Below are 14,383 nucleotides of genomic sequence, written 5' to 3' on the forward strand. Positions count from 1 at the left end.
GCAAGGTGAATGATGGATTTTAAAGGTAAACAGGTGCGGGTGCTGTACAGCTTCCCACTGAAGATTGGTGCGGGCAGAATCTGTTACACTGCATGGGAACAAGTGGAAGGCCTTGCGGCAGCAGGAGCTTCTGTGATGACTTTTCCCGGGGTGTTGCATCGACCCCTTTCCGCAACTGTGCGCGTCGAACCGACGCTGGCCTGGGGGAAGTTGCGAATCTCGTACAAATATTTTGGCACGAAGCGGGCTTGTGCCTGGCATGACCGGATTGTCGCGCACCGGTTGAAAAAAATGGCCGGACAGGTGGATATTGTTCACACGTGGTCTCTGGGTGCGCGTCAGACGCTCATCACTGCCGCAAAACTCGGAATTCCGACAGTTTTGGAAAGGCCTAATGCGCATACCAGATTTGCGTATGAGGTGGTGCAAAAGGAATGCGAGCGCATTGGAGTTCCCCTGCCTCCGGATCATGAGCATGCCTATAACGCTGATACGTTGCGAAGGGAAGAAGAGGAATACCGGCTTGCATATCGCCTGTTATGCCCCTCGGACTTCGTGGTGAAGACCTTTGTTGACCAGGGATTTTCCCGCGACAGTTTGGTGCGGCACATTTACGGTTACGATGAGAAGCGATTTTATCCGGATAATCAGCCGCGCGATCCGAAGCGTGGCTTGACGATGATTTCCGTGGGGGTTTGTGCGGTGCGGAAGGGATTGCACTTCGCGTTGGAAGCGTGGTTGAAATCGCCGGCATCGCGCGATGGGACGTTTCTCATCGCCGGCGACTTTCTGCCGGCTTACCGGGAAAAGCTGGCTCCGTTGTTGAATCATCCGAGCATAAAAGTTCTGGGGCATCGCAATGATGTGCCGGAGTTGATGCGGAAAAGTGATATTTTGGTTTTGCCAAGTATCGAGGAAGGATTTGGGCTGGTGGTGGCGGAAGCGATTGGCAGCGGTTGCGTGCCGCTGATTTCCGATGCCTGCACTGATATTTGCAAGCACATGGAAAATGGCATGGTGCATCCGGTGGCGGATGTGGGAGTGCTTACGAAGCAGATCACCCAGTTGCACGAGGATCGCAGGTTGCTTGAGAAGCTGAGAGCGGCATGCCTAAGCAACGCCCCCGAAGTCACCTGGAAAGCGGCGGGTGTGAAGTTGCTGCAAACTTATCGCGAAGTGATAGCGAGCCGGTAATCTTGTTCAGTCAGAAATCGAATCATACCACCTATGCCTGAACATCCTGTCATGACCATCAAGGTCCTGCGTACTTTCGAAGAAATCGAGGGGGCGCGTCCGATCTGGTCGGCATTTCAACGAACCCCGGAAGCGGACATTGATTTTGTCCAGTTCATCATCCGAATGCGTTCGGAAATTCTGCGGCCCCATGTAATTATCATCTACGAAGATGGGAAGCCAATTTCACTGGTGGCAGCGCGGATCGAGAAGGGACATCTGGAGGTCAAGGCAGGTTACAAGGTTTTGTGGCGCCATGACGTCTGCCGGCTGGCTGTATTTTATGATGGTTTTATGGGGCGGACAGACCCGGGTGTGGCGGAGTTTGCCATCGGCCAGATGCTGAATTCATTGAAGGAAGAAAAAGCCGATCTTTTGGTTTGGGACGGAATCCGTTGGGAATCCGAGTTGCACGAGCTGCTTAAAAGCAAGCCAAACCTCTTGTGTCGCGATTATTTGGCACGAGTGAACCATCATTGGACCATGAGCCTGCCATCCTCCCTGGACGAATTGCTCGAGACAAAAATGAGCAAGAAACACCGGTATTGGGCAAAGCGGACGATGCGCATGTTGGAGAAGGATTTCCCCGGCGGGGTGCGGTATGCGAGTTTTTCCACTCTGGAGCAGATGGATAAATTGTTTCAGGACGTGCTGGTGGTGGCGCGGAAAACCTATCAGTGGGGATTGGGCGTTGGGTTTCGCGAGACTGAAGAACATCGGAAGCGCCTGGAGTTGGAAGCGAAAAAGGGATGGCATCGCGGTTACATATTGTATTTGAAGGAAGAACCGGTTGCATTTTGGATCTGCACCGTTTATGGCGGGACGGTTTATCTGGATTATACCGGATATGATCCGATCCTCCGAAAATATGAGGTGGGGACAGTATTGTTTTTACGGGTGATTTCCGAACTGTGTGGAGAGGGTATCAAACAGCTGGACTTCGGAGCGGGCACGGCATTTTACAAGGAGAAGTTTGGCGACGCGCAGTTTGATGAAACGATGGTATGCGTTTTTGCCTCCAACTTGCGCGGCATTTGGCTGAGCCTGGTCAGATTAATCGCGCAAGGGCCAATGGAAGTCTTAAGAAAGACAGTGCGGCAACTGGGAGTCGAACAGAAGCTAAAGAAGCTCTGGCGCTCACGGTCTGTATCGGCTCAGGAACCGGCGAAGGCATTACCCTCGGAAGTATGATTGGATGAATGCCGCTGGCGCAATTATTCTGACGGTGTTCATGTTGGTGGTGTTGTTCGGCTCGCGACGCTGGGCAGTGGTGGGAATGATGGGAGGAGTGCTGTTTCTCACGCAGACGCAGCAGTTGCAAATTGGCGGGCTGAACCTCTTCGCCATTCGTTTCATGGAAATGGCCGGCTTTGCCCGCGTGGTTTCGCGAAAGGAGTTATCGCTTGGCAGACTGAGTAAAATAGATTGGGCGCTGATCATATTATTCACGTACACGGCGGTGGTGTATTGTTTGCGAGCCACAGAAGGACAGGCTTATATCATCGGCAATTCGGTGGATGCCTTTTTATGTTATTTTGCCTTTAGAGGAATGATTCATGACATGGAGGATTTGCGCTGGTTTTTGCGATCGTTCATCGTGCTTTTGGGGCCTTTTGCCGCATTGGTTTTGTTCGAATCAGTAACCGGGCACAATCCTTTCAGGTTTATCGGCGGCGGGATGTATGACTGGATGCGTGGAGGGAGGTTGCGGTGTGTGGGAACTTTCAGAAATCCTGACCTGCTAGGGACGGTGGGGGCAAGTTTTTTACCGTTGTATATATGGCTGGCGAGGATAAGGGAGGAGCGCAAGCTTGCTCTCGTTTGCATCGGCTGCTGCGTCCTGATTGTATGGGCGTGCAATTCCGGCGGGCCGATGGGGGCGGCGGGGGCGGGAGTGATTGGTTCAGTGTTGTGGCTGATGCGTACGCGGATGTACGTGGTGCGCAGGAGCATGGTCGCTTTTGTGGTGCTCGCAGCCTTGGTGATGAAGGCTCCGGTCTGGTACCTGTTGGCGCGGATGAGTGAGTTAACGGGCGGGGACGGCTGGCATCGTTCATATCTGCTGGACATGGCGTATCAACATATTGACAAGTGGTGGTTCGCGGGGTTTCCCGTTATTGAAACCGGTGATTGGTTTCCTTATGCGCTTTCAACCGGAGCAGATATCACCAACGAGTTTGTTTCTTTTGGACTGAATGCCGGCCTGGCTGCGATCGTGCTTTTTATTTATCTGCTCACGACCGCCTTCAGCAATCTGGGCAAGGCGCTGGCCCTGGTCCGCTACCAGAATGATGGTGAGGAGTCGGAATTTCTGCTGTGGGGCCTGGGAGTAATGGTGGCCGCCCACATTGTGAACTGGTTTGGCATTACATATTTTGATCAATCCTACGCGATCTGGTTCATGCAACTGGCCGCGGTCACCAGCATTACGGAGCATATTTTGGCTTCCAACCGGGAAGAATTGAGCGAGGCAGTTCCAGAGGTCGAGGAAAACATGGAGGCACCGCTCGTCGAAAGCGGGGATGAGGTGTTGCACGTGTCGTTGGCGAGTTAAAGAGGCGGAGTTCTCAATCTATGCTGGTTAGCGCGATTATCCCCACTTACAACCGTGCCCGAACGATCGGTAGCACGCTGGAGAGTGTATTAAGCCAGACCTGGAAGGAGTTGGAGGTCATCGTCGTTGATGATGGATCCACGGACGATACCGCAGCGGTCGTGGCCGGCTACGGAGATAGAGTGCGCCTGATACGGCAGAGAAACCAGGGGCCAAGTGTGGCCCGAAACACAGGCATCAAGGCCTCCAAAGGTGAAATTGTTTCATTCCTGGATTCAGATGATTCCTGGCTGCCGGAAAAAACAGCCCGGCAGGTGAACCTCATGCAACGGACCGCAGGTTTCGGAGTGGAGTGTTGCGTCTGTAATGCAAGGATGGTTTACGCGACACAAACCATCAACTCATTCGATGTGGCAGACCTGCGACCGGAATCCCCTGAGGGAGTCTGGACCAATCCTGCGCAGGTTTTAATGGATCGCTTCTTGTTCTTCAACCAGGTGGTGGCAGTCCGGCGCGAACTGCTGGAACGGACTGGTTATTTTCGGGAAGATTTGCGCATCATGGAGGATTATGACATGGCGATGAGGCTTTCGCTCAGCGGGCCTTGGGGTTATATCGCTGAGCCCCTGGTGATATGGCAGGGAGGCGCGGAGAACAGCCTTTCACAGGGGGTTAGCCAGGTAGATGCCTGTCTGCAGACATTCCAGATCCTTAATGATTTAAAAAGTTCCTCCCAATGGGGGCCACTCCTGCCGAAACATCTTTTGCACAGGCGTATGCGGGTGCTGAAGCACCGAGGAGTGGCATTCCAATTATCAGGTCAGTCCAGGCCGCTCAACCGCTGGCTGGGGAAACTGCTGATGATTTATCTCCAGATGTATGAGAAAATCTACTGGAGGTTGCCTACGACGCCGCGTATGTCAGTGCGCCCGGCTTAAGAAGATGCGGGCTGAGCGAAGGTATCAAAACGAGGCAGTGCTGTCTGACATTCCGCACGGAAATGAGGTGTGCGGGTTGCAAAGCGCAAGGATATTTGTGGTCGAATTCCTTGGAAATACACTCATTTATTGTTCAATAGGATGAAGAGATTGTGGAATCTGCAATTAATCCATGCATTTATCCGGACAGCAAGATTTCCGGCGACAGTGAAAGATTCTTTGGCGTAAAAGCTGCTTGATTGCTCCCGTACATACGATCTGGTCTTTTGCAAGGCCCAGTGTTGTTTTATAAGCTGCTATAATAACTACGCATTATGTTGTCCAAAGTTAAAATCTTTCACGGGGCGATGATGGTGGGGTTGCTTCTTTCGGCGAGCACTACGTTTGCCGCCAGCTATTATGTAGATTATGTGGGCGGTTTGGATTCCAACAAGGGAACCAACACCACGGTTGCGTGGAAACATTGTCCGGGAGATGCTGTGGCCACCGGTACCGCTGCGGCAACATCTTTGGCCCCGGGTGATACGGTTTATTTCAAAGGCGGGGTTTCGTACATACTCGCGAACAGCATCATGGTAAAGACCAACGGGACAACAGGAAATCCCATTACTTATGATGGCAATACCGCTGGAACCTGGGGGACTGGAAGGGCAATTTTTACCAGTCCGAATGCGCTGATAGCGTTTTTGGCGCCGGGAAGCCTGACGAATGTTAATTTTAGAAGTTTGGAACTTGGTCCGATTGGAGGGGCGACGACGTTGCCAGCTGACACTGGGGTGGCGCTTCCGGCCAAAAACGGCGTGGGAATTTATTCCATGGGAGCCATGAGTTCAGTCAAAATAGATAATTGCTACTTTCATGAACTGGGTTACTGGCAGAATCAAAAGCCGGTCGGGCCAGGCTCGATTGATGGAGTGGGGCTGAGATGCCTGGACAGTGTGGGGCTCACCATCACGAATTGTGAATTTACCAAAGTAGCCCGCGCGTGTGAGATGCAGAGCCAGATCATCACCACCAACCTGGTGATCGCCAACTGCAAATTCCACGATTACATTGTCTGGTGCATTGATCTTTGCGTGCAGGCAAATGGGTGCCAGCGGGATGGCATCTACATCCACGATTGCCAATTCATCAACAATGACTGGGCATATGATGCCAATCATTGGACCGGCTACGATACTGGTCCCCATCAGGACGGCATTTTTGACCGGACTGACTCCGTGGGATTTTTCCGGGACGGAACGAACATCAATTTCTACAATAATTTATTTCAAACCACGGTTCCGAACACAATAGGAGGGACCGCTTGCATGTATTTGGAGACCGGACCGCAGGCGAATATCTACAACAATGTGTTCCTTTACCACCCGGTAGCCAATGCGTGCATCACTTATGCCTGTGCAAATCGAGGTCAGGAGCCTAGCACCACATTAAGAATTTATAACAACACGTTTGCGCTTAACGGAGGCTATCCAGGGATCACGATCTCGGGGGAAGAAGCCAACAATTTTGATCGGTTGTGGGATACAAACTGCCTGATTTACGTCCAAAACAACGTTTTTGCCGATTTCACCACGAACAATAACAACAACTCCTCGTTGGTTTTGAACACGGCGAACACGGAAGTGAGGTCCTACTTATTTTTTGATTATAACTGTTATTTATCCTATGACGGTTATGTGAGCCCCTATTTCAAGAATGACACACATGCGTTTCTCAACAGCCCGGGTGTGTTTGGACAATTCGGTTTAGCGGGTATGAGATTTAATGGATGGGAGACGAACGGGATGGCTGCCAATCCGATATTCATCAACGGTGGATTCACGGGAAGTGATTTGCATTTGCAAACCAACAGTCCCTGTCTCACGGTGGGCAAGAACTTAAGTGCCGTGAAACTGTCTGGTCTTAGCGGCGATCTAGATGGAAAGTCGCGCCCAACAACGGGGGCGTGGGCCATGGGAGCCTATCAGACTTCAACCGCAGCCGTGGTTCCTCCGGTGATTCCAGCCCCCAAACCTGCAACCGGTTTGCGCATGACCAATTAGCGGCTTCTTTCTCGAGAGCCCGTAAAAGCTTGCAGGCAGATGCCAAACGATGTGAGGCTTGGCCCTCATTCAGACTTTGAGCGTAAATAGCATAGATTTCTTTTTAAACAGGTGGTCACGTTTGCGCACCAAGCTGTTTACGATGCTCATCTGGAGCCAGTTTAAGGAGATTGGAGCTCATTCCCGGATTTCGCCACCATTTCGCTGTTGGGGTTTAAACCAGATGCGACTGGGTGAGCGAGTGAACATAGAAAGTGATTGTTGGATTCACGTGGTTGACGGAGACGGGGATGAAAGCAGTGCCAAACTTGTGATTGGATCTCATTGTGGCATTGGGATGGGGGCGACGATTTCGGCGGCGCGGCAGGTGGTGCTGGGGGAACATGTGCTCCTGGCGCGGAATGTTTATATCTCCGACCATGCGCATGCTTTTGAGGATATCACGATTCCCATCATGCATCAGGGGATTAATAATATTAAACCGGTGTCCATCGGGAAACATACCTGGCTGGGCCAAAATGTGGTGGTGCTGCCGGGAGTTACGATTGGCGAGCATTGCGTGATTGGCGCCAACTCGGTTGTAAATTCCTCAATTCCTGATTATTCGGTAGCAGTTGGTTCGCCCGCCCGGGTGGTTAAACAGTATAATGTTGCGACAAAACGTTGGGAAAGCACCGGAGCCATTCAGCAACTGAGCTGAATTCATCGTAGCGGAGGACAACAAACCACGCTAGCAATGGAGCTAAAGCCGTCTTTGCAAAAGTTTTTCAACCTTTAATTCACCAAGCAAATGCAGGAACTGATCCTTGAAGCAGGCCGCACGGAGCGCCATTACTGGCGTGATCTGTGGCGTTATCGTGAGTTGTTTTATTTTCTGGCCTGGCGCGACCTGTTGGTGCGCTACAAACAAACTGTGGTGGGAGTTGCCTGGTCGCTGGTCCGCCCGCTGTTGACGATGGTGGTGCTGAGCGTAGTGTTCGGCAAATTTGGAAAAATGCCATCGGGCGGCGTGCCGTATCCGATTTTGGTTTTCTGCGGGATGCTGCCATGGCAATTTTTTTCCACGGCGTTTTCGGAGAGTGGCAACAGCTTGGTGACGAATTCAAATTTGATTTCGAAGGTGTATTTTCCGCGATTGATTGTTCCGGCGAGCAGTGTGATTACCAGTTTCGTGGACTTTTTGATTTCCGCCGCCTTCCTAGTCGTCCTCATGATGTGGTATCGTTTTGTGCCGCCAGTTACTGTTCTCCTACTACCTCTGTTTGTGTTGCTGGCTTTTGCGGCCTCGCTGGGCATCGGGCTCTGGGTGGCTGCATTGATGGTGCGGTATCGCGATTTCCGTTTCATCGTGCCATTTGTGGTTCAGTTCGGTCTTTATATTTCTCCGGTTGGTTTTTATAGCAGCGTAGTACCGGAGAAATGGCGGTTGCTTTATTCCGTGAATCCCATGGTGGGAGTGATTGATGGATTCCGCTGGTGCATTCTGGGCGGTGAGCATCAAATCTATCTGCCGGGGTTTTTAATTTCCCTATTGGGTACTGCGCTGCTTTTGATTACGGGCATCTGGTACTTCCGCAAGACGGAGAAGACTTTTGCGGATGTGATTTGAGATACCATCAAGCAAGATATTTCGTAGCGCAATTTATTCAAAACTCTCCATGAGTGATACTGCAATTAAAGTAGAAAACCTCTCCAAACGCTATATCCTGGGATCGCGTGGAAATGCACATGATGGTCTGCGCCATCGAATCGAGGAGTTTGCCCGCAAACCCTGGCGGATGCTCGAAATCGCAGCCAGGAGAAGAAAGGCCGGGGAGGAAGAATTCTGGGCGTTGAAAAATGTTTCATTCGACATCAAGCAAGGCGAAGTGGTTGGTGTTATTGGCCGCAACGGAGCGGGAAAATCAACGCTCTTAAAAATACTAAGCCGCATTACTGAGCCGACAGAGGGCCGTATTAAAATCCGTGGCCGTGTCGCCAGTCTTTTAGAGGTTGGAACGGGGTTCCATCCGGAGCTGACAGGTCGTGAAAACATCTATTTGAATGGGGCAATTCTTGGCATGAGCCGGATGGAGATAAAAAGACGCTTTGACGAGATTGTTGCCTTTGCAGAAGTGGAAAGATTCCTGGATACTCCTGTGAAGCGTTATTCCTCTGGAATGTACGTCCGGTTGGCTTTTGCAGTAGCCGCACATTTGGAACCTGAGATATTGGTGGTGGATGAAGTGCTGGCAGTGGGGGATGCGCAGTTTCAACAAAAGTGCCTTGGTAAGATGCAGGAAGTTTCCCGCCAGCAAGGCAGGACTGTTTTATTCGTGAGCCATAACATGGCTGCTGTCCTGCAACTGACAAGAACCGGGATCGTGATGGAAAAAGGAAAGCTTCGCTTCCATGGAGACACGGAGAGAGCAGTTGAAAACTATGTAGGTGCGATGGCTTCTGATGCGTGTGTATTTTTTGATGTAGCCAAATCGCCACGCAAATATATGGGCAGCCAAGCTGCAAGATTCGTCTCTTTCCGATTCGATAAGACATCCCCCATCTTTTTCTCGAATGAACATTTTTGTTTCTATGCGAAGGTGAGAGCTTACGAAAATATTCCCCGGTTGCGTTTTAGCATAACGATTTTTACTGCGGAGGGAATTCCAGTCGGCAGTTGTTTTGGAGCTGAGGAGGGTGGTCCACGACAAGGTGAAGAAGCAGAGTTTGAAGTAACTCTGCCTTGTCCGAGGCTGGCCCCGGGACATTACTATTGCGGAGTGGCAGTGGGCAAGGGTGATCACCGAAGTGGCCATGTTGACTATGATGTAGTGCTTGAAACCTTATCCTTCGAGGTGAGTCCAGAGGAGGGTGCGGCTGGAACAATCTCAACGTGGACCAGAGGCTGGGGCTCCGTTGTATTCCCGGATCTTATACAAAAATGCATTTCATCGGGCAGGAGCGCTCATGAATAATTTTGATTATTCCATTTATTACGGGCGATTTCACAATGAAACCGAAGAACATGCGACAATTATGGCCAATTGGTTGCAAACGGTCATTGGCCCGCACCTCCCCAAAGACAAGCAGTCTTCAATCATCGATATAGGTTGTGGTTACGGATTTGCACTTCGGGCAATGCGGAATCTCGGGTATCAATCGCTACAGGGACTCGAAATGTCTCCACAACAGGCTGAACGCTGCCGCAAGGCCGGGTTTGAAGTGGCGGTTAGTGACTCAACAGTGGAGTGGTTGGGCCGGAACCGTGAGAGCTTTGCGTTCGCGGTGGTGTTAGATGTTTTGGAGCACGTGCCCGTGGAAGTGCAAATAAATTTCATGCGTGCCATTTACGAATCACTTAAACCAGGGGGCAGCGTTGTTCTGACTGTTCCCAACGCCAATGCGATTCTTAATGCACGCTGGCGCTACAACGATTACACGCATTATTCGAGTTTCACGGAACATTCTCTTTATTTTGTGCTGAAAAACGCCGGATTTAAAACCATTGACCTTGATGCGTCCAAAGGACTTGGAAAAATGCCGAAGCGCCTCTGGCGGAAGAGCAGTCGTGATGCGCTGCGCAAATGGATGGTTCGTTGGTGTTGGTTTCAGGTCTTTAAGGCGGAGCTTCCCTGGGAACGTTTGCAGGACATCAGCTTTGAACTCAATCTGAAGGCTGTGGCAACAAAAGCGTGAATTCTGTTCGTTCGTTTGATGTTTTTGATACCTGCCTTACACGGCGAAGGGCGGTGCCATCCGACGTTTTCTACACTGTTGGGCGCATTGTTTTTACCAAGCTTGGCATATTGCCGACGCGAGAAAAACTGGAGGATTTTGTCGCCAACCGAATTGAAGCTGAACGTCTCGCACGCCAACGCATAAGCAGAGAAGAGATTACCCTCGTTGAAATCTGGGAGGTGCTTCTTTCGTCACTAGGCTGGACGGATAAAGACCTCATTAAATGTGAAATTGAAGCGGAAGAACAACTACTCTTTCCCATCGCGATCATGCGCGAACAAGTATTGACTTCGCGCAAGCAGGGTATCCGGGTGGTATTTACTTCGGATACTTATCTGCCTCGGAGTTTTGTTGAGAAGTTATTGATTAACAGAGGTTTTGCCGAACCTGGGGATGGATTTTACATCTCCAGTGAAATCGGGAAAACGAAAGCTTCGGGCAATCTGTTCAAACATCTCCTGCAAGCCGAGGCTGTGAGTCCGAACAAAGTGCAGCATGTCGGTGATAATGTTCAAAGCGATTATTTGGTTGCCAAGTCGTGCGGGATTGACGCGGCTCTTTGCGACTATGCGAATGCTACACCATATGAACTGCGCCTCCTGCAATTGGAGTCATGCCGCGGCGCGGCCGCAGAGATAGTGGGAGCCGCGCGAGCCTTCCGGTTGCAGCGCCATGGGTTGGACAATATTCCGCTTAAGGAGATGGTGGGACAATTTGCAGGCCCGTTTGTAATGGGTTTTGCCGTTTGGCTGTTGAAACGTGCTCGAGAGACAGGGGTGAAGCGCCTTTATTTTCTTTCTCGCGATTGCCAATTGATTTGGAAGGCAGCTTCCGTGCTGGCTCCCGAGTTTGGGGGAATCGAGTGCAAATATCTCTACGTTTCACGTCAGGCTCTTTTCCTTCCCTCCGCAGGAGCCATTTCACCCGAGGAAATGACCTGGATGAGGAGGTTCTTTGAAGAGCCTCGTCTGGATCGGCTTTTGGCGAAGCTTGAGTTAACCTTTGACGATGTCCAAGGCAGTCTGGGGGCTATGGCCGGTGAGCAAAAAGGAGCTTACTGCCTTAAGTCTGAGTCCGATTGGGACCTTTTTTGGAATGCGCTAAATCAGGAGCCGACTAAAAAGCGAATTCTGGATCTTATCAGTACACGCCGACAGTCAGCTTTGGAATACTTCCGGACGGCGGGACTATTCGATTCTGTCTCCTGGGCCCTGGTTGACATCGGGTGGTTTTTGACCTGCCAGCACTCCTTGCGAAAGCTTCTTCTTGCCGGTGGATGGACGGGCCAGTTACAGGGTTTTTATTTGGGGCTCCAACAAGGGCGGAAAGGTCCGGCAGAGGCAGGGACCGCCGAGGCCATGTTTTATCAGCGTGCTCCTGACGTCCCACATGCGTTGCAAAATTCTGGCATTTTTTCGTGTGCCACGCTGCTTGAACATTTGATTGGATGCGCTGATCATCCAACAGTTCATCATTATGCGGCCGCAGGAAATGTGGCTCAACCGGTTTTTGGCGGAACCCTGAAAGAATCGGAAGCGAACCTGGCGGCCGAACTCCATGAATTGACTTTAAGTTTTGTTAACGAGAACCGCTCGCTGGTCTCAACTTTTTCAAACTCCACCACCTGCCGAATCCTGCTCGATGTTCTCGTATCAAATTTTGTGAAATTTCCGAGCGAGAATATGGCAAAATCGATCGCGGCACTTTCGGCGGCATTTGACCAAAACAACCTGGACTCGATGCCAATCGTGAAAGCATTTAATTTTTTTAATGCACTGACTCCGATGCTCCCGAGACGATATCCATTTCTTCGTTTTTGGAAGGAGATGGACTGCCTCTGGCCGGAGGGTTCTTTGGCGATGACCGCGCCGAATGTGCAATATGTTCTGGCAGCGAGCCAATTTGCCGCCAGAGTTCGTTCAAAAGTTTGGCGGACGATTCGACGTTAATTGCTCCGCCGGCTTTTTAGAGTCGTGGATACATCAGTCATCATCTGCACGCGCAATCGGGCTGGCTCGTTGAAGGAGACCTTGGAGTCGGTTAAGGAGTTGCGTTCGATGCTGGGACTGCAACAGGAAGTTTTGGTGGTGGACAATGGTTCCAGTGACGAGACGCAAGCTGTGGTGAAACAAACGCAGTTTGCGGAGATTAAACTCCGATATGTTTTTGAGTCGCGTCCGGGATTGGCGGTGGCGAGAAATCGGGGAGTGAAGGAGGCGCGTGGCCGGTTGTTGCTTTTTACCGATGACGATGTGCGTTTGCCGCAGAACTGGATTGAGTTGATGTGCAGTCCGATTTTGGAGGGGCGGGCAGATGCGGTTGTGGGCCGGGTTAAGCTGGCACCGGAGTTGGAGCGGGGATGGATGACGGCCACTCATCGCTCATGGCTGGCCAGCACTGAAGGCGTGGACTTTGGTAATCCTGAGAGGTTGGTTGGCGCCAATATGGCGCTCAACCGGGCGGTGTTTGAGAAGGTGCCGATGTTCGATGAGGAATTGGGGGCAGGTGCATTGGGTTCCGGGGAGGAGACACTTTTTTCGCTGCAGTTGAAAGAGGCAGGGTTTCGACTGGGAGCGGTGCCGGCCAGTGAGGTCTGGCATTTTTTTGGTGAAGAGCGTTTAAGGCGCAGGAGTTGGCTGGCGGCCTGCATGCAGCAGGGGAAATCGGGAGCTTACCTGAACCATCACTGGCGGCACGAACGGTTGGCGCGGGCGCGATATCGGCTCTATGCGAATTTGGCAAGATATTATTTTTGGCGGGTGGTGAAGTGGAAGGAATGTCGGAGGGCGGAAGGGATTCCACTGTGGGAGTTAATTCTTTTGGAGCGGGTGAACCGGCTTCAGCATTATTTTGTCGAGTGCAAGCGGCCTTACAACTATGAGGTGCGTGGTTTGGTAAAGAGCGGTGGCGCAGCAGTGGCTTCGTAAGATGGAAAAGAAGAGAGAAAACTTCGATTGTTCAGTCATTATCTGCACGCGTAACTGTGCTCCATCGCTGGAAAAAACTTTGCAAGCGATGGGAGGGGTCTGTGTTCCGGCAGGATGGCGCGCAGAATTGATCGTAGTGGATAATGCCTCCACGGACAATACGGCGAGGGTGGCGCGAAGCGCCCAGCTTAAGAATTTTGAGGTTCGGTATTTGTATGAGGAAAAGGCCGGGAAAAGCAATGCCTTGAACAGTGGAGTGGCCGCAGCTCAAGGCGAGGTCATTCTTTTTACTGATGACGATGTGATACCAGTGGTTGACTGGCTTGACAGATTGGCCACACCGCTGTTGAAGCGGAAGTGCGATGCGGTGGTGGGGCGGATTGAGCTGGCGGAAAGTTTGTTGAGGCCGTGGATGGATTCGACACACAAATTATGGTTGGCTGCGCCGGACCTGCCGCCGGATGGCGAAGTGGAGTTGATTGGCGCCAACATGGGTTTTCATCGGTCGGTGCTCAAGTCGGTGCCAAAGTATGATCCGGAGCTTGGGCCTGGAGCCAGTGGGTTTGGCGAGGAGACGGTCTTCTCGTGGCAATTGTGCGCGGCGGGTTTGCGATTGAAATCGGTTCCTGAAGCGCTGGTGGTGCATCATCCTGCGGCTTCCAGGCTGTTGCGTTCTCAGTGGCTGGCTGCAGCACATAAGCGGGGTAAATCCCTGGCCTACATGCTGCATCACTGGAAACATGGCGAAATCAGGGTGCCTGCCTTCCGTGCTGGTTTTTTGAAATTAAAGCTGTTGCTCCGACGAATGATGCAACCTCCTCCACCGCTGGACGGGGAAGGAGCCCCTTCATGGGAAATGAGCTATGTGGCTGAAATAGAAATGTGCCGGCAATTTCTGAAGGAGAGAAGACGGTCCAGAAATTATGAGAAGAAAGGGTTGGTTAAACTGAGAGTCTAGTGTGCGCGGAG

Annotated in this window: 12 protein-coding genes; all 12 read left to right on the forward strand. The window is 51.5% G+C overall.

The genetic code is table 11. From position 1 onward, the window contains the following. Positions 1 to 9 precede the first annotated feature (9 nt). The 12 genes from CFLAV_RS05810 (at position 10) to CFLAV_RS31910 (ending at position 14,372) form a co-directional block, all read left to right on the forward strand. A complete protein-coding gene (locus CFLAV_RS05810; protein ID WP_007413722.1) occupies positions 10 to 1,194 on the forward strand; it encodes a glycosyltransferase family 4 protein in 1,185 nt (394 codons plus the stop codon). Positions 1,195 to 1,227: 33 nt separating this feature from the next. Then, a complete protein-coding gene (locus tag CFLAV_RS05815) occupies positions 1,228 to 2,424 on the forward strand; it encodes a GNAT family N-acetyltransferase (protein ID WP_007413723.1) in 1,197 nt (398 codons plus the stop codon). 4 nt (positions 2,425 to 2,428) lie between these two features. Then, positions 2,429 to 3,787 carry a hypothetical protein gene (locus CFLAV_RS05820; protein WP_007413724.1) on the forward strand — a complete coding sequence of 453 codons (1,359 nt, stop codon included), beginning with the start codon at positions 2,429 to 2,431 and terminating at the stop codon, positions 3,785 to 3,787. A gap of 20 nt (positions 3,788 to 3,807) precedes the next feature. Further along, the gene (locus tag CFLAV_RS05825) at positions 3,808 to 4,725 is read left to right on the forward strand and encodes a glycosyltransferase family 2 protein (RefSeq protein ID WP_007413725.1); all 918 of its coding nucleotides are present in this window, start codon (positions 3,808 to 3,810) and stop codon (positions 4,723 to 4,725) included. A gap of 314 nt (positions 4,726 to 5,039) precedes the next feature. After that, complete coding sequence (locus CFLAV_RS05830; protein WP_007413726.1) at positions 5,040 to 6,770, forward strand: hypothetical protein; 1,731 nt, start codon at positions 5,040 to 5,042, stop codon at positions 6,768 to 6,770. Between the two features lie 241 nt (positions 6,771 to 7,011). Continuing rightward, positions 7,012 to 7,470 carry an acyltransferase gene (locus CFLAV_RS05835; protein WP_160164500.1) on the forward strand — a complete coding sequence of 153 codons (459 nt, stop codon included), beginning with the start codon at positions 7,012 to 7,014 and terminating at the stop codon, positions 7,468 to 7,470. Positions 7,471 to 7,560: 90 nt separating this feature from the next. After that, the gene (locus CFLAV_RS05840) at positions 7,561 to 8,379 is read left to right on the forward strand and encodes an ABC transporter permease (RefSeq protein ID WP_007413728.1); all 819 of its coding nucleotides are present in this window, start codon (positions 7,561 to 7,563) and stop codon (positions 8,377 to 8,379) included. Between the two features lie 49 nt (positions 8,380 to 8,428). Beyond that, positions 8,429 to 9,724 carry an ABC transporter ATP-binding protein gene (locus CFLAV_RS05845; RefSeq protein ID WP_007413729.1) on the forward strand — a complete coding sequence of 432 codons (1,296 nt, stop codon included), beginning with the start codon at positions 8,429 to 8,431 and terminating at the stop codon, positions 9,722 to 9,724. Further along, a complete protein-coding gene (locus tag CFLAV_RS05850; RefSeq protein WP_007413730.1) occupies positions 9,717 to 10,445 on the forward strand; it encodes a class I SAM-dependent methyltransferase in 729 nt (242 codons plus the stop codon). Before CFLAV_RS05845 ends, CFLAV_RS05850 begins: the two co-directional genes overlap by 8 nt. Continuing rightward, positions 10,442 to 12,436, forward strand: coding sequence for an HAD family hydrolase (locus tag CFLAV_RS05855; protein WP_040547129.1), 1,995 nt, complete (start codon positions 10,442 to 10,444; stop codon positions 12,434 to 12,436). Before CFLAV_RS05850 ends, CFLAV_RS05855 begins: the two co-directional genes overlap by 4 nt. 24 nt (positions 12,437 to 12,460) lie before the next feature. After that, on the forward strand, positions 12,461 to 13,414 hold the full coding sequence (locus CFLAV_RS05860; RefSeq protein ID WP_160164501.1) for a glycosyltransferase family 2 protein: 954 nt from the start codon (positions 12,461 to 12,463) through the stop codon (positions 13,412 to 13,414). A 1-nt stretch (position 13,415) separates the two neighbouring features. Further along, a complete protein-coding gene (locus CFLAV_RS31910; protein WP_007413733.1) occupies positions 13,416 to 14,372 on the forward strand; it encodes a glycosyltransferase family 2 protein in 957 nt (318 codons plus the stop codon). Positions 14,373 to 14,383 lie beyond the last annotated feature (11 nt).

This window comes from Pedosphaera parvula Ellin514 (assembly GCF_000172555.1).
In the GTDB taxonomy this organism is placed as follows: domain Bacteria; phylum Verrucomicrobiota; class Verrucomicrobiia; order Limisphaerales; family Pedosphaeraceae; genus Pedosphaera.